The organism is Brucella haematophila, assembly GCF_005938105.1.
In the GTDB taxonomy this organism is placed as follows: Bacteria; Pseudomonadota; Alphaproteobacteria; order Rhizobiales; family Rhizobiaceae; genus Brucella; species Brucella haematophila.
On the sequence record NZ_VCPE01000011.1, the window covers coordinates 196295 to 216703 of the forward strand.

Consider the following 20409-nt stretch of genomic DNA (forward strand, 5'->3'; position numbering starts at 1 on the left):
GTCAGAACTCCGCGCCCGGCGGCAAAAGCGCCAGCAGGCTGAACAGGACGATAGCCAGTCCGAGAAAAAGATTGAGACGCCGGGCAATGCGGCGCGATCCCGCAATGCGGTCGCAGAGCGGTCGCACGGCCGGTTGTTTTGTGCGCAGGCCCATCCGTTCCAGAATGGAATCGACCTCCGCAAGGGCTGCCTTTTCATCGTCACCAGCGGCGATCATCCGAAACAGGGCGGCGTCGAACAGAAGATGCGCGGCAATGCCCAGCGCAATCAATGCGCTTGCCAGTAGCGCTGGCCAGATCAGCCAGAAGGCAAGGTCGTGCTGCGCGCGCACAAACGGCGCGACACCGATCAGAACAATCGCGATGCCAAGCCCGATAAAGGCGTGGCTGCGCAGGGCTTTGGCGCTATATGCGGCTGGAGAGGTCATTCCCGCACCTCATGCGAGTGCGGGCGGAGCGGCCAGCCCTTGGCGCGGATAAGGTTTTCGGCCTCACGGGCGCTGGTCGCATGTCCAGATTGCACCAGCCAGTCAACGGCGACCGTAGCGCTTCGCTGGAAACCAAGCGCACAGCAGATCAGGACCGGGCCTGTATGACGGGCGGCCTCGACAGCATCGGCGGCGAGCCGAAGCTTTTCCGGCGACGGCGGCAGCAGATCCATGGCACATAAGCTCTTCCAGTCTTCCACACCGCGCGGGGCGACCATTTCGGCGGCAAGATCGATGACAGTCGTGAAGGCGTGGGCTTCGCTTTTCGAGGGAAAGCGACCGAGAAACACAGTGTCAGTCAAAGCGACGTAGGGCGGCAGTTTCCGCGTCCATAAACGGATATTGAGGCGTGCAAACAGCCGGTAGGGTGCGAGCAGCCAGCGGCTTGCGAGGGTGACTGTGCCGTCTGTCCGCTTCTGGAAAATGTCGGGACCGGCACCGAAATAGCCTGCCGCCACGATGGCGAGAGCAAGGGCTGGCCAGAACCAGAAAATCGCATAGCCCGTCAGGCTGAGACCATGGATGCCAAGCGCGAGCAACAAAAGCGCGCCCGCCAGATAATAACTGCCGAGACGCCGCGCTTTTGCATTGTCAGTCAGATGAAACCCGGCAAGCGGCGATGGGCGGGTGCGCGGAAACAGCCAGAGCACGAAAAAGCCAAGCAATGCCCCTGCCGGAATATCGACCGCATGGTGCTGATAGGTCGTCAGCACCGACAGGCCGATCAGCAGGCACCAGATGTGCCAGACGATGCGAACGCCGCTGCTCATGATGCGGCGCATCTGGTCCCAGATGACAATCAACAGCGCGATATGCAGCGAAGGCGCCTGATTGAACGGCTTGTCGAAACCGCCCAGCACATCGAACATGAAGCCCGGCAGGCCGGAGGTCTCGGGCTTCACAAAAGTCGCGGTCAGCGGGAAGGCGACGAAGCAGATAACGGCGATGATCTGCGCTGTCAGATAGCGCTTTGCCAGACGATCCACCTGTTCGGGGCTTTCATTGACGAAAAGCGCAATGGCGTAGAACAGGTTGACCGACCAATAGGGCACGATGCTCCAGGCGATGAACGGCACGCGGCTTTCCCAGCCAAGCGCCAGATTGGGAACGTCGCTTCGCAGCGAAGCGAGCCAGTTGGCGGTGCCGTAGGTCAGGTAGAAAAAGGGACCGAGAAACAACAGCCACAGAATGGCGCGCCGGATGACCGGCCGCCGCGATGAACCGTCGATTCCCCCCAATGCTGCTGTCACGCTTCCGGCTCTCCGATGCGCTCGGCGATTGAAACGGTGAAAATGCCCCATTGGTCAACGCGCTGTTCCAGCTTGCGATAACCGGCCTTTTCCACCAGCTGATCCATTTCGCCCTGCGTGCGGCGGCGCATGATCCACGCCTCGCCGCCGCGATGCGACGTCAGTGCGCGGGCGATCATTTCAAGCTGCGGATGCCATGGCTGGTTGGTGTAAATCAGCAGGGAGCCGGGCTTTTGCGCACGCGCCAGTCCCGATAGCGACCGATCAATCAGCGCATTGTCGGCAAAAAGCTCATAGAGGCCCGACACGATTGCCAGATTTGGCCGTGGGTCGACGGTGGCGAGGCTTTCCGCATCGAAGGCGTCGCCTTCTTCCATATGCGCAATGGCTTCCAGCCCGCGATCGGCAATCAGCTTGCGCCCGGCAACCACATTGATCGGCGAATAATCGCGCAGATGAATGCTGTCGGGCATGATGCCCGCACGTGCCACGGCATCAATGACATAGCGGCCATGGCCACAGGCTATATCGAGGATATTGGTGGGGCGGCCTTCGCTTTTGAGGCGGGCCAGTGCCTTGCCGATCAGCTCTTCCAGATGCACCTTGCGCTGGCGGATGCCGCGCCAGCCAATGGCGTCGAGGAACTGCCGGTCGATCAGTTTGCCGCCGGGGCCGAACCCGCGCGTCTCGTTTTCATAGACATAATCGAGCGTCGAGCCGGAATCGAAACCGGTGCGTTGCCCCACTTTCAGCCCTTCGGAGAAAAGCGCGCCAAAGGCGATGGAGGAGCGGGTCGAAGCCCAGTAAAGCCCGCGCGGCGACAATAGCGGCAACGGGCTTGAAAGCCTGTCGGCTTCGTCGCGTGTATAGCCCGCAATATGCGCTTCGGTCAGGTCGGCGCGCTGCGGCTCTTCGGCAAAGCGCTGGTCGATGAAGGTCCTGATCTTGTCGATGGCCTGCTTGCGATCCTTCTCGCCCAGCGTGTCGTGATAGAAGCCCTTCAGCACATGCCGCTCCTTGATGCGGCTACCGAGATTTTCGAAAAAGCGATGCTGAGGTGTCGGGCGCACCACGAAATCGCTGCCGGAAATCAGAAGCTGCGTCGGCACGGTGATGGCGCGGGCATCGTCCACCACGCGCTTCGCCGCTTCATAAAGTTGCAGCAGAATATGCGAGGCGATGGGCCGGGTGATCAGCGGGTCGGTGCGGTAGGATTCGATCCGCTCGGGATCATGGGTCAAAAACTGCGGCTTGACGTAGGAATTGACGTAGAACGTGCCCTTCAGCTTCTGCCACAGCGCGATGCCTTCCTTGGCGAACGGCACATAGAGCTTGATGTCGAAGGCGGGCGAGGCCAGCACTAGCGCACGAATATTCGGCGCATAGTCATGCACCCATGCGGCGGCAAGCACTGCGCCCACGCTCTGCGCGACAATGGCGACATCTTCAATGGCAGCGCCGGTTTCTTCGCGTATATGCGCGACAAAGCTGTCGAGATCGCGGATTGAAGCGCCGAAGGACGGTGAAAAGCCGCGCTCGCCGGGTGAACGTCCGTGGCCGCGTGCATCCCACGCATAGAAGGCGAAATCATCGAGGCCAAGTTCATCGACCAGATGCGCAACACGTCCGCTATGTTCGTGGCCGCGATGCAGCAGGACGATCACGCCTTTCGGGCGGGCCGAGGCGGCTGGCCAGACGCGATAGAACAGCGATGTACCGTCATGGGTTGTAAACTGGGCTTCTGTTGCTTCGCGATGTGCCGTCTTGTGCGGCGGCATTTCAGCGTGCTGGCTCATCCGGTTCCTCCCCAATTGCCTAGAGCGCTTTTTGATCTGATTGGATCAGATCGGCGCTCTAGTTCCCTATTTTAACGCGCATCTTTTCCGAAAACCGTTTCACACTTTTCGGGATGCGCTCTAAGCTGCCCGCACTCAATTAACCCCAATTAGTATTGAGTGCAGTAGAATGTTTGAATAAACGAGCAAATGCGAACCGCAAATAGCTGTTTGTCCGATATTGTCCATTTCCCAAGAGATTCTCGATGTCCGTCTATCAGCTTAAGTCACAATTCCAGAATTTACTGAGGCCTGTTGTCGTGCGACTTGCCCGTGCCGGAGTAACGGCCAATCAAGTCACGATAGGCGCGGCGTTGGGGTCGGTCATACTTGGCGCGCTGCTTTTCTGGGGCGGCAGCGCGGTCTGGTTCGCGCTGGTGCCGGTCTGGCTTTTCCTGCGCATGGCGCTCAATGCGGTAGACGGTATGCTGGCGCGGGAGCACAACCAGAAGAGTACACTCGGCGCTTATCTGAACGAGGTTGGCGATGTCGTTTCCGATGCCGCACTCTATGCGCCATTCGTCCTTGTCGCGCCTTTCTCCGGTGCGTGGATGTTCGCCATCGTCCTGCTTGCGGTTCTGACCGAATTCGTCGGCGTCACAGGTGCTTCACTGGGCGCGAGCCGCCGCTATGACGGGCCGATGGGCAAGAGTGATCGCGCGGTGGTCTTCGGCGTTCTTGGCGCGTGGATTGCCATTGACGGCGGATTGCCGGGCTGGGCCTTTTGGGTTCAACCGTTGCTGTGCCTGCTTCTGGCGGTGACGGTCGTCAAGCGCGTTCGCGGCGGTCTTGGCGAAGTGGCTTCCAAGGTCTAAGCGCCCGTGCGCTCAAAGCGCTTGAGCACACCCAGCAACACCAGCGGCACGAATGTCGTAATCACGATGGCGATGAAGGCCATCGCCATGCCAAGCCCGACCGAACCCTGTTCGAACTGACGCCAGATGAAGATGGATATGGTCTGCATGCCGACTGGCGCGACCAGCACCGAGGCGACCAACTCGCGCGTCGCGACCGCAAACACCAGCAGCATGGCGGTGATCAGGCTTGGCGCGATCAGCGGCAGCATGATGCGGCGGAAAGCCGTGAAGCTGTTAGCACCGCAAACACGGGCGGCGGCTTCCAGATTATCGCCGATCTGGTGAAAAGCGGCGGTTGCATAGCGGATCGGCTGCGGTAGCAGAATGCAGCAATAGGCCAGCAGCAGGATGAGCGGCGTATTATAGGGCGAGATCGGCAGCGACGGCTGGTTCCACGCCAGAATGAGGCCTACCGCCACGACGACGCCGGGCAGGGCATTGGGCAAAACGGTCAGCACATCGAGCCAGAAGCGGCCACGAAACCGCATTTTCACCACGGCATAGGCGGCGACAGCACCGAGGAACCCGGTCAACAGCGCGCTGCCGAGACCGAGCGACAGGCTGTTGAACAAGGCGCGCATCCCACCAGCACTGTTTTCGGCGATGGCTGCGAAGTTGTCGAAGCCGAGATTGGCGGGCGTCAGTCCGCCGGATACGGTTTTGGACAGTGCGGTGGCGAGGATCGCCAGCAGCGGAACACCGGTGGCCGCAAAAGCGACCAGCGCAAACAGCGCCACCACTGGCGCGGTCATTGTGCCAAGCGGGCGCTTGTCTTTCGATTGCGGCTTGCCGCCAGTGGTCACATAGGAACGGCGGGTCAAAATCCAGCGCTGGATCAGAAAGGCCGCCAGCGACAGGCAGACCAGCGTGAGCGAAAAGACCGAAGCCCCGGCCAGATCAATCGGCCAGTCGGAAATGCGCAAGTCGATTTCCGTCACCAGCACCTCAAAACCCGAGCGGCGTCCAAGCGCTGCGGGGGTGCCATATTCCTCAATCGCCGCGGCGAAGACGAGAAGCAGGCTTGCTGCCAGTCCCGGTGTGGCGAGCGGCAGGGTGATGCGGAAGAAGGACCGCCATGGCGATGCGCCGAAGACGCGGCCCACATCGGAATAGCGTGCGCCGACCGCTTCGATGGTGCGTGATACGGCGAAATAGACCAGCGGGAAGGTGTTGAGCGCCATCACGAAGGTCATGCCCGCGAGCGAGAACAGAAACGACGCCAGATGAAATCCGGTCAGCTGTTCGAGATAACCACGCGGCTGCAAGGTCATGATCCAGCCAAGCGTCGCGATATAAGGCGGGATCATGAAGGGAACGAGCATCAGCACGTCCCAGACGACCGCAAAGGGCACCTTGTAAAGCGCGCGAAACACCGCGAGCGGCACGGCGATCAGTGCTGACAGCACGACCACGCAAAGGCCGAGCAACACCGTATTGGCGCTCATGCGCAAAAGCTTCGGATCACCGAACAAGGCCGGAAGATGCAGGAAGGGCTCGGCCAGCGAGCCCTGTCCCAGTTTTGGAAAGACAGCCTGAAGCACGATGAAGACAAAGGGGACGGCCACAACCAGCGCCAGTCCGACGCCAGCGACAAGTCCGAGCGGGTTTGCACCAGCGCTGCTATTTGCCTTCATGACGATGCTTCTTAATTGCTGGCTGCGAAAATCGCGCCGAATTCCTTCAGCGTTTCATTGCGTTTGCCATAGACTTCCTTGGCGTCGATGGTCAGGACCTTCAGGTCGTTGATCAGCGGACGATTGGCCGGAATGTCGGTACGCGATGGCATCAGATAGGTTGCAGCAACCAGTTTCTGGCCTTCGTCGGACAGCATGTAATCGATGAACTGCTTGGCTTCGTCCTGGTTCTTCGACCATTTCAGGATCATGGCCGGGCGCGGCGCAACAACCGTGCCCGAAGCCGGGAAGATCACGTCGATGGACTCACCCTTGGCCTTGCCTGCAAGCGAGATGTAATCGACCGCGCCGAACACGGCTGCCTTGGCGCCCTGAAGCACCGGGTTCAGCGCTTCGGCATTGGCGCCAGCAACGGTTGCACCATTGGCGTGCAGGTTCTTGAACAGATCCCAGCCCTGCGTTGACTGAAGCGCGGCGACCAGTTCAAAGCTTGCGCCCGACTGTGCCGGATCGGGCAGGTTCACCAAATCCTTATATTCTGGCTTGGCGAGATCGGCCCATTCGGTCGGCTTCGGGGTCTTGCTGGCCGGGTTCCATGCGATGCCGAGCGCCGAAACGCCCTGTGCGACGGCGGTTTCGTTCTTCAGGAAATCCGGCACTTTTTCGGCATTGGGGCTGGTATAGGCGACCAGCCAGTCGCGCTTGGCGAAATCGGTCGCCGTGTCCCAGGACGCCGAAATCAGCACGTCCACCACCGGATTGGCGGCTTCTGCCTCGATGCGGGCCATGATCTTGCCGGTCGTCGCCTGGAAGACATTGACCTTTGCGCCGGTCTTGGCGGTAAAGCCCGTGGCGAGCTTTTCAATCAGGCTGCCGGGACCGGCGGAATAAACGGTGATATCGGCATAAGCCGCCGTGCTCGCGAAGAGTGCGGTCATGAGCGCAAAGCCTGCCGCGACTTTGGCACCGAGGATCGATTTCTTCATCTGTAGCTCCTGAGATGTTGCCTGTAATGGTCTTACTTCGAGAACCAGCGCAGCTGGCCCGGATCGATGGCGATGCCGACGGGAACACCCGGCGACAGGCGAATACCGTCGAGATAGGTCAGTTCATGTCCGGCATCTTCCATGCCGATCCGAACCGTCGTCAGATGTCCGTCACCGCGAAACTGGCTGCGCAATACGGTGGCCGGGATCGCCTCGTCATTGAGCGGCACGCTGCGCACGGATCGCGATGGCAAAAGCACATGCGTGACTGCATTCTGGGCAGCATCCGCTCCCGTATTGTGAGCAATGCGGATATCGGTGCGGGTGATGCGATAGGCGTCGTTATAACGTTCGACCGGCACGACACATCCCAGACGCAGGAAATCGGCGACTTCTGGCGTCCTCGGCTGGGCAACCAGCTGTTCTGGCGCTGCGAGCTGTTCGATCACGCCGCCACGCATAACGGCAACTTGATCGGCCAGCGAAAAAGCCTCGCTCTGGTCGTGGGTGACATAGATGGCGGTCAGGCCGAGATTGGAAACCAGCTGGCCAATTTCCGTGACCATGTTCTCGCGCAATTCACGGTCGAGATTGGACAGCGGCTCGTCGAACAGAACCAGTCCCGGCTCCGCGACGATGGCGCGGGCAATCGCCACGCGCTGTTGCTGCCCGCCGGACATGTCGCTGATGGAACGATTGCCAAAGCCCGAAAGGCCCACGCGATCCAGCGCGGCGGCGACGCGTTTTTCCCGGTCGGCGCGATTGATGCCGCGCATTTCGAGTGGAAAGGAGACATTGCCGAAGACGGTCATATGCGGCCAGAGCGCATAATCCTGAAACACCATGCCGAGATGGCGCTTTTCCGGCGGAATGAAGCTGCAGCTGTCGGCATCCGCAACGGTGATGCCATTGATGGTGACGGAGCCTTTGGTGGGCTCGAGCAGGCCTGCGACGAGACGCAGAAGCGTCGTCTTTCCGCAGCCGGACGGCCCGAGCAACGCAAGGGTCTGGCCCTTGGGAAGCGTGAGGCTGATGTCGTTCAGAATGGTCGCCGGACCATAAGCGAGGCTGAGGCCAGCTGTCTGAACGGCGATATCTGCGGATGGTGGACGACTATGTAACATCTGCCTGCAATCTGAACGGTTTCGCCGCTTCTATTCGGATTGCATGACGTGTGTATGACAGGAAGTTGACAGACAATCGGGCCAGTGGCCGACCGGAATTGCCAGGATTATTCGCCGGGTAAAAGCCTGAAATGGCCCATCGAAGTTAGCCGGATCAGGAGACCTTAGCGGGGCGTAACGTGGCGTGCGAGAAAGCGATCCATCTCTTTTTGCAACGGGGCCTTGCCGGTGAAGGCCGCCACATAATGCGGAATGCGCGCCAGTCGCAACGCGGTGTCTTCCTGCGTGCGCATCGAGATATAGCCGATCTGCACCAGATAAAGCGTGCGGGCGCGAACATCGGCAACCACAGGCTCAAAACCGAACCGCTCGAACAGGCGCGCCAGACCGGCCAGACGACTTGCATCGGCGGCGCGCACTTCCTCTTCCACCTGCACCGATTGCAGCGCCCAGCTGCGCACTGCAAATTCGAAAGCCGGATCGAAAATATCCCGGTCGAGCCAGCAGTCGAAAACATTGAGAACCGCTTCCTCAAGCGTTTCTGCATAGGCTTCCGTCTGTTTGAGAAGCGCGCCGGTGTTCTTGTCGCGCCAGCGGGTGACCAGCGCATCGAGCAGCTCTTCGCGGTCCTTGAAGAACCAGTAGAAACTGGTGCGTGACAGATCGAGCCGCTTGGCCAGCGGTAAAATGCGCACGGCTTCCACGCCGCTTTCGATCAGCGCATCATAAGCCGCTTCAAGCCAGAGGTCGGGCGATCCGCGCCATCCTGTTTCATTTGTCACCGGTTGTTCCATGGCGTCAGTTCTACCAGACGCCCGGCATTTGGCAAGAAGACTGAACAGCTTTGTACGGTAAAATGACAGCCATGATTATTAAATTGACAGTCATGTACATTTCTAGCTAGCCTTGTTGAAAACAACAAATGGGAACGATCGAAATGTCAGCCGATCCGCTGTTGCAGCCGCTTACCATCAAGCATCTGACGCTTCGTAACCGCATCATGCTCACCTCGCATGAGCCAGCCTATGCCGATGACGGCATGCCAAAGGAGCGCTATCGCGCCTATCACGTCGAACGGGCCAAGGCCGGTATCGCACTGACGATGACGGCGGGCTCCGCCTCGGTGTCGAAGGACAGTCCGCCTGCCTTCAACAATGTGCTGGCCTATAAGGACGAGGTTGTGCCCTGGTTGCGGATGCTGGCCGAGGAGTGCCACGAGCACGGCGCGGCGGTGATGATCCAGCTTACCCATCTCGGTCGCCGCACCCGCTGGGACAAGGGCGACTGGCTGCCCTCCGTCTCGTCAACGGCAAAGCATGAACCGGCCCATCGCGCTTACCCCAAGCGAGCCGAAGACTGGGATATCGAGCGCATCATCCGCGATTATGCCGATGCGGCGGAGCGGATGAAAGCCGCCGGTCTCGACGGTCTGGAACTGGAGGCCTATGGCCACCTGCTCGACCAGTTCTGGTCGCCGCTGACCAATGAGCTTGATGGAGATTACGGCGGTTCGCTCGACAACCGGCTGCGGTTTTCCTTTCAGGTTCTGAGCGCCATTCGCGAGCGGGTCGGCCCGGATTTTCTGGTCGGCATTCGTTACGTCGCCGATGAGACGCTTGAAGGCGGCCTGACGCGCGCGGATGGGCTGGAGATTTCCCGCAGGCTGAAGGACAGCGGTCTGGTCGATTTTCTCAATGTCATTCGCGGCCATATTGAAACTGATGCCGGTTTGACCGACGTCATTCCCATTCAGGGCATGCCGAGTGCGCCGCATCTGGATTTCGCGGGCGAAATCCGGTCCAGCACCGGAATGGCGACGTTCCATGCCTCCAAGATTCAGGATGTGGCAACGGCGCGCCATGCTATTGCATCCGGCAAGCTCGACATGGTCGGCATGACGCGTGCCCATATGACCGATCCGCATATCGTGCGCAAAATCCTCGAAAAGCGGGAAGAGGAAATCCGCCCCTGCGTCGGCGCGAATTACTGCCTCGACCGGATTTATCAGGGCGGTGCAGCCTATTGCATCCATAATCCCGCCACGGGTCGCGAGACTTCGATGCCGCATGTGGTCAACAAGGCTGAACAAAGCCGCCGCATCGTGGTGGTCGGTGCGGGTCCCGCCGGGCTGGAAGTCGCGCGCGTCAGCGCCGAGCGCGGCCATAAGGTCGTGGTCTTCGAGGCGGCGAGCCAGCCGGGCGGTCAGGTACGGCTGACAGCGCAAAGCCCGCGCCGTCGCGAGATGATGGGCGTCATCGACTGGCGCATGGCGCAGTGCGAAAAGCTTGGCGTCGATTTCCGCTTCAATGCCTGGGCCGAGGCCGACACGGTAACGGCGGAAGCGCCGGATGTGGCAATCATCGCGACCGGCGGCATGCCGGAAATGAGCCTGCTTGGCGCGGGCAACGAGCTTGCCGTTTCCGCCTGGGATATCATTTCCGGTGATGTGCGTCCGGGAACCAATGCGCTGGTCTTTGACGAGGCGGGAGATCATGCCGGGCTTCAGGCCGCGGAATTCATCGCCAATGCGGGCGGCAAGGTCGAGATCATGACTGCCGACCGCACATTCGCACCGGAAGTTATGGGCATGAACCTCGTGCCCTATATGCGCAGCCTGCAAAAGAAGGATGTCACCTTCACCGTCGGCTATCGGCTGGAAGGCATTCACCGCGACGGCAACAGGCTCGTTGCGCGGATCGGCAGCGATTATGGCGCGCCTGTCAGCGAGCGCGAATTTGACCAGATCGTCATCAATGACGGTACACGGCCGATGGATGCGCTGTATTTCGAGCTGAAGCCCCTGTCCCGCAACCTCGGCGCGGTGGATTACGACGCGCTGATCGAGGGGCGCAAACAGGCCGTTGTCAGAAATGCGCAAGGCGCTTTCGAGCTTTACAGGATTGGCGATGCCGTTGCGGCCCGTAACACCCATGCGGCCATTTATGACGGTTTGCGGCTGGGCAAGGATCTGTAGTTAGAGCCTGTTCCAAAAGTCGTCCTGTGCGGCTGCAAATGGCAATTTTCTACGTTCCGGTGCTCACGTACCTTAAGTACGCTCCGCTCCGGTACTCGAAAATCACCATTTTCGCACACACATGCCGCTTTTTGATTCAGGCTCTCCGAGGCATGACCTCATAACTAAGAGTTATGAAGTCGTAGACATTTTTTGCCTTTGTATTCTTTCCAGCGGTCACTATCGTGATGAAGATAAAGGGAACGTCGGCGGCATAATAAATAATCAAGGTTCCGCCAGAACGAGCATAGATCCAGCGTGTCTTGCAGGCATTTCCGGTCTGCATCCGCGTAAAGATGGGACTGTCGCGATGAACGATAAAAAAGGGGAGTGCGGTTATTGAACGCAATGCGACCGACTTTGGTGTCAGGGTCTGCTGGCGTGGAAAATGCGCCTGCCTCCGCATCGAAACTCATACGCCTTGAGGGGTTGAGCAAACATTTCGGGGCGCATCTCGTCCTTGAGAATATCGATCTGGAAGTTGCGCAAGGCGAAGTGCTGGCAATCATCGGTCCCAGCGGCTCGGGCAAGAGCACACTTCTGCGCTGCATCAATTATCTGGAAAGGCCGGATGGCGGTCTCCTGACGGTGGGCAAGGTGAAGCTCGACGCCACTCAGGCACCGCGTGCTGCGCAGCTGAAGGAATTGCGCAATACGGTTGGCATGGTGTTCCAGTCGTTCAATCTGTTCCCGCATATGAGCGTTCTGCGCAATGTCAGCCTGCCGCAGGAACGTGTTCTGGGCCGCAGCCGCGCGGAAGCCGAGGAGCGGGCGATCCAGCTTCTCGAACGCGTCGGTCTTGCTGACAAGGCGACGCAATATCCGGGCCGTTGCTCCGGCGGTCAGCAACAGCGCATCGCCATTGCGCGCTCGCTGGCGCTCAATCCGCAGGTGATGCTGTTCGACGAGCCGACCTCGGCGCTCGATCCTGAACTGGGGCTTGAGGTGCTTGCCGTCATGCGCGAGCTTGCCGAAAGCGGCATGACCATGCTCGTGGTGACCCATGAAATGGGCTTCGCGGAAAATGTCTCCGATACGGTCATGATCATGGCCGATGGGCGCATCATCGAGAAGGGCGCATCGAAGGATGTCATGCGCAATCCGCAAGAGGAACGCACGAAACGGTTTCTTCGTGCGGTACACGACCGATGACAGCGGACAATGTTCTCCTCATCCTGAGCGGCCTGCCATGGACCATAGCGCTGACGCTGGGTTCCTTTGCAATTGGCTGCATTCTTGGCGTCCCGCTTCTCGCCGCGCGTCAGGCGCGTCTCGCGCCGGTACGGTGGATCGCGGCTGTGCTGATCCAGATCGTGCGCGCCCTGCCGCCGATCCTCTGGCTGTTCATCATCTTCTTCGGCATTGGCATGGGCATCATGCCGATTAATCCGTTTGTGGCGGCGTTGATCGGTCTGGGGCTGATCGCATCGGCCAATATGGCTGAAATCTATCGCGGCGCGCTGGCCTCTCTTCACCATGGCCAGTGGGAAGCGGCGACAGCGCTGAATTTCGGCACCCGCCACACGCTGGTCGATGTGGTCGCACCGCAGGCCTTTCGCGTCGCGCTGCCATCGGCGGCGAGCTATCTGATCGGGCTGATGAAGGAAACCGCCGTTGCCTCGACCATCGGTGTCGCGGATCTCGCCTTCCGGGGCAATCAGGTGTCGCAGCTTACCTTCAAGGGCATCGAGGTCTTCGCACTGGTCGGCCTGTTCTACATTTTCCTGAGCCTCCCCGTCGCATGGCTGTCGCGCTCTGCCGACAGCTATCTGAGAGCAAAGGTGGCGCGCTGATGTTCCCGACCTCTGAAGAATTCTACGAATGGATGCCTGCGCTGCTCGGCGGGTTGCAAGTCAGCTTGCAGGTGGCGGCGCTGAGCCTCGCCATCGGCATTCCGCTCGGGCTGTTGCTGGCGCTGGGCGTCGGTGCAAAATCGCGGTTCAATCGCTATCTGAGCCTGTTTCTGGTCGAGATCGGGCGCGGCGCTCCCGCGCTGGTGCTGTTGCAGTTCATGTATTTCGGCCTGCCTGCGACGGGTCTGACGATGACTTCGTTTTCGGCTGCCGTGGTGGCGCTGGCCTGGAATACGGGCGCTTACACGAGCGAGATCATCCGCGCGAGCCTGCAATCCATCCACCATGGCCAGCGCGAGGCGGCGGAGGCGATGGGCTTCAATGCGCTTGACGAACTGCGCTTTGTCCTGCTGCCACAGGCTCTGCGCGTGGCGCTTCCCGCGCTCCTGGGCTTCGCGATCCTGATTTTTCAGGGCACCTCGCTCTGCTTCACGATTGCCCTGCCGGAACTCGTCAGCAATGCCTACGAAATCGGGTCCAACACGTTCCGCTATATGCCTGCCTTGCTGCTGGCCGGGCTGCTCTATGCCACGATCTGCATTCCGGCAGCATGGATCGTTTCCTATGTGGAGAAGCGCTCATCCGCTTACGCCACCCGATAAAACCCAACGCAACAATGAATGCCCACAACAATAAAGGGGAGTAGCAGATGAAAAATGGGATGATACGTAAAGGTGTTCTCGGCGCCGCATTGCTTATGGGCCTGTCTTCGGCAGCGTTCGCAGAGGATTGCAAGCCGAAGCATGAGTTCAAGACCATCACGCCGGGCACGCTGACGATTGCCGTCACCACATATGCACCGCATTCCTTTATGGATGAGAGCGGCCAGCTGAAGGGTCTCGATGGCGATATCGCCACCGAATTCGCCAAACGTGAATGCCTGACCGTCAAGCCGGTCGCCGTCGATCCGGCTGCGGCCATCCAGTATGTGCTGTCGGGTCAGGCCGATATCACCACCGGCGACTGGTATCGCACCGCCGAACGCGCCAAGGTCATGAACCTTTCCTATCCGCTCTATAAGGACCAGATGGGTCTTTATTCCAAGGATGGCGCCAAGACTGTCGAGGAACTGGTCGGCAAGAATGTCGGCACCGTTCAGGGCTATCTCTGGGTCACCGATGCCAAGAAGCTGCTGGGTGCAAAACTGCGCCTTTACCCGAACTCCGTGAACATGCATCAGGATCTCGCATCGGGCCGCATCGACATCGGCATCGACGGCTATTCGACCGGCGCTTATGCCGCCAAGAATGGTACGCTCAAGGATATCAAGGTCGAGGTTGCACAGCCCGATCCGCGCATCCGTGCCACCAAGGAAGCAGCGCAGGCAAGCCTGCCTTATGCCAAGAGCGCGACGGATTTCGGCGCAGCACTCGATGCCAATATCGAGGAAATGCACAAGGACGGCACGATTGCCAAAATCCTGAAGTCCTACGGTCTCGATGAAAGCGCCGGTGACACCGGTGCGCCGAAGCTCATCGAGTAATCCCATCATCATGAGCGGATGCGGCGGCTGACCGCCGCATCCGCAACCACCTGCAAATCGGCATATTGCGGAGGTGCCGCCATGGCGCTCGATCACTATTTCCTTCTCGGTCGTTCCGGTCTTCGTGTCAGCCGTCTGGCGCTTGGCACGATGACATTCGGCAACGCCGGGATCAGGGGGATCGGCGGGTCGTGGGGCACCGACGAGGGCAATGCGCGGGCCATTTTCGACCGCTATCTGGAAGCGGGCGGTAATTTCATCGACACGGCGGATTCCTATGGCGCGGGTCTCAGCGAAACACTGGTCGGCAAGTTTGTCGCGGAAGCGGGCGCACGGGATCGTGTTGTCATCGCGACCAAATATTCGAACAATTTGCAGCCGGGCAATCCCAATGCCGGCGGCAATGGCCGCAAGAACATGATGCGTGCGGTCGACCAGTCGCTGAAGCGGCTGAAGACCGATTATATCGACCTCTATATGGTGCATACCTGGGACGGGATGACCCCCGTGGAAGAGGTCATGCGCGGCTTCGACGATCTGATCCGCGCGGGTAAAATCCGCTATTGCGGCCTTTCCGACGTGCCTGCCTGGTATGCGGCGCGGGCGCAAACCTGGGCGGAAGCGCATGCGCTTTCGCAGCCGATCAGCCTTCAACTGCCCTATTCGCTGGTCGAGCGCAGCATCGAGCAGGAATTCGTGCCGCTCGGTCAAAATCTCGGCCTTGGCATCACCGCATGGAGCCCGCTGGCCATGGGGCTTTTGTCAGGCAAATATCGCGCAGGTGGCGAAGGCCGCCTGAACCGCGACAATGCCGAAGGGCTGGGGCTGTTCACCGAACGCAACACCCGCATCGTCACGGCGCTGGCCGAGGTTGCAGATGCCATGGGCAAGCCGATGGCGCAGGTCGCCCTCAACTGGGTGGTGACACAGCCGGGCATTGCGGCAGCCATTATCGGCGCAAGCAAGCTTGCGCAGCTCGACGACAATCTGGGCGCGCTCACATTTACAATTCCGGATGAGTTGCGTGCCAGACTGGAGGGTGCAAGCGCCCTTCAACCCACTTATCCCTATTCGCTTTTCGCGCCGGATTATCAGGCGGGCATTCTCAACACCGGCGTTTCGGTCGGTGACAAGCCTGCCGGTTATCAGCACCCGCATTTCGTGCCGAAGGTCGGTGAATACGCTTTCGGAAAGCCTCCCAAGAACGACTGATCAGTCTTAAGGAACCACCATGAACGACATGCCCGCGAAGGTGCGCTCCGTCGCCGCCGTCGAACCAACCCTTTTTGTCCTCACGCTCGATTGCGATGACAAGCCCGGCATCGTGGCGGCCATCACCACGGAACTGGCGGCCATCGGTGGCAATATCGTGGAAAGCAATCAGTTTCGCGACAGGCTGACCAACCGCTTTTTCATGCGTATTGCTTTCAGCGCGCCGCTTGGTATGTCGCGTGAGGCGATAGAGCATGCACTGAAACCGGCAGGCGAGCGGTTCGGCATGAAATTCGCGGTGGCCGATGCCAGCCGCAAGCCGAAGATCGTTCTCATGGTGTCCAAATTCGATCACGCCATGCTGCATCTTCTCTATCAGATCCGCGTCGGCTGGCTGAATGCCGAGGTCGTTGCCATCGTCTCCAATCATGAAGATAGCCGCGAAACGGCGGAAAGTGCGGGCATTCCCTATCATTCATGGGGCGTGAACAAGGACAACAAGGCCGAGCAGGAAGCCCGCCTGATCGATCTGGTGCGTGAGACGCAGGCCGATCTGGTGGTCCTCGCACGCTATATGCAGGTGCTATCGGATAATCTGTCCAACCGCCTGTTCGGCAAGATCATCAACATCCACCATTCGTTTCTGCCATCCTTCAAGGGTGCAAAACCCTATCATCAGGCGTTCGAGCGCGGCGTGAAGCTGATCGGTGCAACGGCGCATTATGTGACGCCGGACCTCGACGAAGGCCCGATCATCGAGCAGGAAACCGAGCGGGTCACGCATTCCATGAGCGCGGAAGATTTCGTCGCCACCGGGCGCGATATCGAAAGCCGGGTTCTTGCGCGGGCGGTGAAGATGCATCTGGAAAACCGCGTCATGCTCAATGGGCACAAGACGGTGGTTTTCGCGCAATAGGCCGAGGGCCTATATATCCAGTTCCGCGTCTGCGCCCTGTTCGAGAAGCCAGTCGCGGAACAGTTCAGCCCCTCGCTTCGGCGGGCGTTGAGCGGGCATGACGAGATGAATTGTATCGCCGGACCGATGAAAAATATGCGTGGCGGGCACAAGACGTCCGGCCACGATATGATCATGGACGAGGTGTTTCCAGCCAAGCGCCACGCCTTGTCCCTGCACCGCAGCCTCAATGGAGCTGAGCGCGTCGGTAAAGACGAAATCCTGTTCAATGCGCGGGTTTGGTACGCCGGAGCGTTCCAGCCATTCGCGCCAGCCAAGCCGCGAGCGGTGGCGCTCCTCGAAATGCAGCAGCGTGTGGTTCAGAAGATCACTCGCTTCCTCGATCTGTCCGCGCTCCTTCAGATAAGCGGGGCTGCAAACCGGCCAGACTTCCTCCGTCACGAAGGGCCACGCGAGGATGCCCGGCCATTTGCCTCTCCCCAGACGCGCGGATACGTCGATATCTTCTTCAAGCAAATCCTGATCGTCGCGGCTGCTTTCTTCGATGCGCAGCGCCACATCCGGATGCTTTTCCTTGAACCCTTTCAGGCGTGGCAAAAGCCATAGTTGCACGAAGGACGCCGAGAACGACACGCGGATGATATCGCGCGAGTGTTTCTTGCGCATGGACGAGATGACCATGTGCAGATGGTCGAATGCTTCCTGCGTTTCGCGATAAAGCCGCTGGCCTTCCGCCGTCAGTTCCAGACGGCTGCGCTCACGCCGGAAAAGCTTCAATCCGGTGGCTTCTTCCAGAAGCTTGATCGTCTTGCTCACCGCTGGCTGGCTGACATTCAGCTCTTCCGCTGCCGCCGTAAAGCTCAGCCGTCGGGCCGCCGCCTCAAACACGAAGAGGTAATTGGCCGAGGGGATGAGCGAACGGAGTCTATGCATAATCTGAAGTTATATCTTCGCGGATTTTTTATCAAGCTCACAGGGCGCAGAACCCTCTGTAATGTAACGCACAAAGGAGTCCGTATTGTCGTCGGGAGCGACGCTTCGGCAATCTCCAAATCATATATTGGAAGGGAACTTGGAATGCAGACTCATGCGCGCGCGGTTGTCATCGGGGGAGGTTGCGTCGGCGCCTCCATTCTTTACGGGCTGGCCAAGCGGGGCTGGTCGGATGTCGTTCTTCTGGAACGCACGCAGCTGACAGCTGGTTCCACATGGCACGCGGCAGGCCTGATCCCGTCCTATGCGCGCAGCATCAATATCGGCCGCATGATCAACAAATCCATCGAGATTTATGAAGGTCTGGAAGCCGAGACCGGGCAGCATGTCGGCTGGCACAAATGCGGCCAGCTGCGCATTGCCAATACGCGCGACCGGCTGGACGAATATAAGAGCTATATGAGCGTTGCCGAAGTGCAGGGTCTGCGCGCCGAGCTGGTTTCTCCGGCGCGCGCCCGCGAATTGTGGCCGCTGCTTGAAAACAATCATGACATGCTGGGCGCGCTTTATCACCCGGATGACGGTCATATCGCGCCTGCCGACGTCACCATGGCGCTTGCCAAGGGCGCACGCGACAGAGGCGCGAAGATTCATCTCAACACGCAGGTCAACGGTTTCGAGCGTCTGCCAAGCGGCGAGTGGAAGGTGAAGACCAATCAGGGCGACATCATCTGCGAGCATATCATCTCGGCGACTGGCAACTACGCCCGCCAGACAGGGGCCATGCTCGGCCTCGACATTCCGGCGATCCCGATCATCCATCAGTACTGGATCACCGATGCGGTGCCGGAAGTGATCGAGCGCAAGCGTCAGGGCCTGCCGGAAATGCCGATCCTGCGCGACGAGGGCTTTGAGGGCTATCTGCGTGAGGAAGGCGACGGGCTGATGTTCGGCCCTTATGAAAAGACGGAACACCTGAAGCTCTTTGCTGAAAACGGCGTGCCGGAATGGTTCGGTGCCGATCTTCTGGAAGAGGATTTCGATTCTGTTTCGTGGAACTGGGAACAGGCCATCGAGATGGTTCCCGCACTCGGTCGCGTCGGCATCAAGGCCAATGTGCGCGGGCCGTTCCAGATGACGGCGGATGAACTGCCGCTGGTCGGTCCGGCCTGGGGGCTGGACAATGTCTGGCTGGCCGAAGGCGTTCCGGGCGGCATCCTGTGGGGTGGTGCAATCGGCTATTATCTTTCGGAGCGTATCGTGGAGGGCGGCAACAGCATCGATACGTCCGAACTCGATCCGCGTCGTTTCGGCGATTACGCCAACAAGAACTGGACCCGCGAAAAGGTGCGCGAATCCTGGGGCACCCATGCCGAGCAGCATTATCCGGGGCAGGACATGCCCGCCGCTCGCCCGCAGAAAACCGCGCCGTCCTATGACCGCCTGACGGAACTGGGCGCTGTCTGGGGCTGCCTCAACGGTTGGGAAATGCCCAACTGGTTCGCGCCTGAGGGCGTCGAGGCCAAGGATCAGTATAGCTGGCGCTGGACGGAAAAGGGCAAATATGTTGGCGAGGAAGTTGAAGCGGTCCGCAATGCGGTCGGCCTCGTCGAAATGACGCCGATGACCAAATTCGAGGTCAGCGGTCCCGGCGCGGAAGCCTGGCTCGACGGCATTCTCGCCAATCGCCTGCCGAAAGCCGGTCGCGTCAACCTTGCGCATCATCTGACGAAAAAGGGCGGCGTGCAGGCGGAATATGTGGTGTCGCGTCTTGATGACGGCACTTTCTATATGATTTCCACCCCGCGCGCCGAACGCTGGAACTTTGACGATCTGTCGAAGCTGCTGCCGAAGGACGGCAGCGTCACCCTGCGCAATGTGACCAATGATCGGGGTTGCTTCACCATCGTCGGGCCGAAGGCGCGTGACGTGTTGCAGTCGCTTACCGAAATCGATCTGTCGAACGAGGCGTTCCCGTGGTTCGGCATCAAGTCTGGAACGGTCGGCCTTGCCAGTGATGTGCGCCTGCTGCGCGTCAATTATGAAGGCGAATTGGGCTGGGAGCTTTATCATCCGCTGGCCTATCAGCGTCACCTACTGGAAGCCTTGCTTGCATCCGGCAAGGAGCACGGCCTGCGTCTCATCGGCCTGCATGCGCTGGAATCGCTGCGCCTCGACAAGTCCTATCGCGCCATGTACCGCGACATGAACACCGAGCTGAGCGCCTGGGAAAGCGGCCTCGAACGATTCATCCGTCTCGACAAGGGCGATTTCATCGGCAAGCAGGCGCTGGTCGAGGAAAAGGAACGTGGCATCAAGCGCCGCTCTGTCACGCTTGCGGTTGAAACCGATGGCGCCAGCACGCTGACCTGCGAGGGTGTTTACCGTGATGGCAAGCTGGTGGGTCGCGTCACTTCGGGCAGCTATTCCTACACGTTCGGGCACGATATCGCGCTGGCGCTGCTGCCGGTCGAGCTTGGCGTGCCGGGCACGGAATTGGAAATCCCGGTTCTAGGTGAGATGCGCAAGGCCCGCGTGATTGAGGAATCGCCATACGATCCGGAAGCCAAGCGCGCGCGCCTCTGATCGTCCGTCCATTAGTCTGTGCGAACCGGCTCCGATATATCGTTACGACGATCCGGTTCGCTGCAAGGAAAGGTTAGCCCCATGAAGGCAGTTGTCGCAGTAAAACGTGTCGTCGATTACAATGTTAAGATCCGCGTTAAGGGCGACGGATCAGGCGTTGAGCTTTCGAATGTGAAGATGTCGATGAACCCGTTCGACGAGATTGCGGTTGAAGAGGCGATCCGCCTGAAGGAAGCTGGC

The 20409-nt window shown here is 59.8% G+C and carries 17 protein-coding genes and 1 pseudogene; 10 read left to right on the forward strand and 8 right to left on the reverse strand.

The features are described 5' to 3' along the window. Nucleotide 1: 1 nt before the first annotated feature. Genes FGI60_RS17165 through FGI60_RS17175 form a run of 3 tightly spaced genes read right to left on the reverse strand, consistent with a single transcriptional unit; the run spans nucleotide 2 to nucleotide 3515 of the window. Nucleotides 2-427: a hypothetical protein gene (locus tag FGI60_RS17165; RefSeq protein ID WP_138786231.1), complete on the reverse strand. Its 426-nt coding sequence runs from the start codon at nucleotides 425-427 to the stop codon at nucleotides 2-4. Next, nucleotides 424-1737 (reverse strand): phosphatase PAP2/dual specificity phosphatase family protein, encoded by a 1314-nt coding sequence (locus FGI60_RS17170; protein WP_235889843.1) that lies wholly within the window; start codon nucleotides 1735-1737, stop codon nucleotides 424-426. The genes FGI60_RS17165 and FGI60_RS17170 overlap by 4 nt, the downstream gene beginning before the upstream one ends. Continuing rightward, nucleotides 1734-3515 (reverse strand): bifunctional alpha/beta hydrolase/class I SAM-dependent methyltransferase, encoded by a 1782-nt coding sequence (locus tag FGI60_RS17175; protein ID WP_374843575.1) that lies wholly within the window; start codon nucleotides 3513-3515, stop codon nucleotides 1734-1736. The genes FGI60_RS17170 and FGI60_RS17175 overlap by 4 nt, the downstream gene beginning before the upstream one ends. 263 nt (nucleotides 3516-3778) lie before the next feature. Here FGI60_RS17175 and FGI60_RS17180 point away from each other — a divergent pair, with 263 nt between their 5' ends. After that, a complete protein-coding gene (locus FGI60_RS17180; RefSeq protein ID WP_138786234.1) occupies nucleotides 3779-4387 on the forward strand; it encodes a CDP-alcohol phosphatidyltransferase family protein in 609 nt (202 codons plus the stop codon). On the opposite strand, the gene FGI60_RS17185 is transcribed toward FGI60_RS17180, so the two are convergent. From FGI60_RS17185 to FGI60_RS17200, 4 genes are all read right to left on the reverse strand, one after another. Then, the gene (locus FGI60_RS17185) at nucleotides 4384-6063 is read right to left on the reverse strand and encodes an ABC transporter permease (RefSeq protein ID WP_138786235.1); all 1680 of its coding nucleotides are present in this window, start codon (nucleotides 6061-6063) and stop codon (nucleotides 4384-4386) included. The genes FGI60_RS17180 and FGI60_RS17185 overlap by 4 nt on opposite strands. An 11-nt stretch (nucleotides 6064-6074) precedes the next feature. Then, entirely contained in the window at nucleotides 6075-7049 is a 975-nt protein-coding gene (locus FGI60_RS17190; RefSeq protein ID WP_078338145.1) for an ABC transporter substrate-binding protein, read from the reverse strand. Between the two features lie 32 nt (nucleotides 7050-7081). Then, complete coding sequence (locus FGI60_RS17195) at nucleotides 7082-8173, reverse strand: ABC transporter ATP-binding protein (RefSeq protein ID WP_138786236.1); 1092 nt, start codon at nucleotides 8171-8173, stop codon at nucleotides 7082-7084. A gap of 164 nt (nucleotides 8174-8337) precedes the next feature. Then, nucleotides 8338-8967 carry a TetR/AcrR family transcriptional regulator gene (locus FGI60_RS17200; RefSeq protein WP_138786237.1) on the reverse strand — a complete coding sequence of 210 codons (630 nt, stop codon included), beginning with the start codon at nucleotides 8965-8967 and terminating at the stop codon, nucleotides 8338-8340. A 143-nt stretch (nucleotides 8968-9110) separates the two neighbouring features. Between FGI60_RS17200 and FGI60_RS17205 the strand changes: the two genes are divergently transcribed. From FGI60_RS17205 to purU, 7 genes are all read left to right on the forward strand, one after another. Further along, nucleotides 9111-11147 (forward strand): NADH:flavin oxidoreductase, encoded by a 2037-nt coding sequence (locus tag FGI60_RS17205; protein ID WP_138786257.1) that lies wholly within the window; start codon nucleotides 9111-9113, stop codon nucleotides 11145-11147. Nucleotides 11148-11525: 378 nt separating this feature from the next. After that, entirely contained in the window at nucleotides 11526-12338 is an 813-nt protein-coding gene (locus FGI60_RS17210) for an amino acid ABC transporter ATP-binding protein (protein ID WP_138786238.1), read from the forward strand. Further along, on the forward strand, nucleotides 12335-12979 hold the full coding sequence (locus FGI60_RS17215) for an amino acid ABC transporter permease (protein ID WP_138786239.1): 645 nt from the start codon (nucleotides 12335-12337) through the stop codon (nucleotides 12977-12979). The genes FGI60_RS17210 and FGI60_RS17215 overlap by 4 nt, the downstream gene beginning before the upstream one ends. Then, complete coding sequence (locus FGI60_RS17220; protein ID WP_078338140.1) at nucleotides 12979-13641, forward strand: amino acid ABC transporter permease; 663 nt, start codon at nucleotides 12979-12981, stop codon at nucleotides 13639-13641. The genes FGI60_RS17215 and FGI60_RS17220 overlap by 1 nt, the downstream gene beginning before the upstream one ends. A 59-nt stretch (nucleotides 13642-13700) precedes the next feature. Continuing rightward, nucleotides 13701-14522, forward strand: coding sequence for an ABC transporter substrate-binding protein (locus FGI60_RS17225; RefSeq protein ID WP_235889844.1), 822 nt, complete (start codon nucleotides 13701-13703; stop codon nucleotides 14520-14522). Nucleotides 14523-14603: 81 nt separating this feature from the next. Next, nucleotides 14604-15734 carry an aldo/keto reductase gene (locus FGI60_RS17230; RefSeq protein ID WP_138786241.1) on the forward strand — a complete coding sequence of 377 codons (1131 nt, stop codon included), beginning with the start codon at nucleotides 14604-14606 and terminating at the stop codon, nucleotides 15732-15734. Between the two features lie 19 nt (nucleotides 15735-15753). Next, complete coding sequence (gene purU / locus FGI60_RS17235) at nucleotides 15754-16650, forward strand: formyltetrahydrofolate deformylase (protein ID WP_138786242.1); 897 nt, start codon at nucleotides 15754-15756, stop codon at nucleotides 16648-16650. Nucleotides 16651-16659: 9 nt separating this feature from the next. On the opposite strand, the gene FGI60_RS17240 is transcribed toward purU, so the two are convergent. Further along, complete coding sequence (locus FGI60_RS17240) at nucleotides 16660-17583, reverse strand: LysR substrate-binding domain-containing protein (protein WP_078338136.1); 924 nt, start codon at nucleotides 17581-17583, stop codon at nucleotides 16660-16662. 144 nt (nucleotides 17584-17727) lie between these two features. On the opposite strand from FGI60_RS17240, the gene FGI60_RS17245 reads away from it, so the two are divergent. Both FGI60_RS17245 and FGI60_RS17250 read left to right on the forward strand, forming a co-directional pair. Beyond that, complete coding sequence (locus FGI60_RS17245; protein ID WP_138786243.1) at nucleotides 17728-20169, forward strand: GcvT family protein; 2442 nt, start codon at nucleotides 17728-17730, stop codon at nucleotides 20167-20169. Nucleotides 20170-20250: 81 nt separating this feature from the next. Next, nucleotides 20251-20409, forward strand: a pseudogene (locus tag FGI60_RS17250) (electron transfer flavoprotein subunit beta/FixA family protein); the annotation flags it as partial.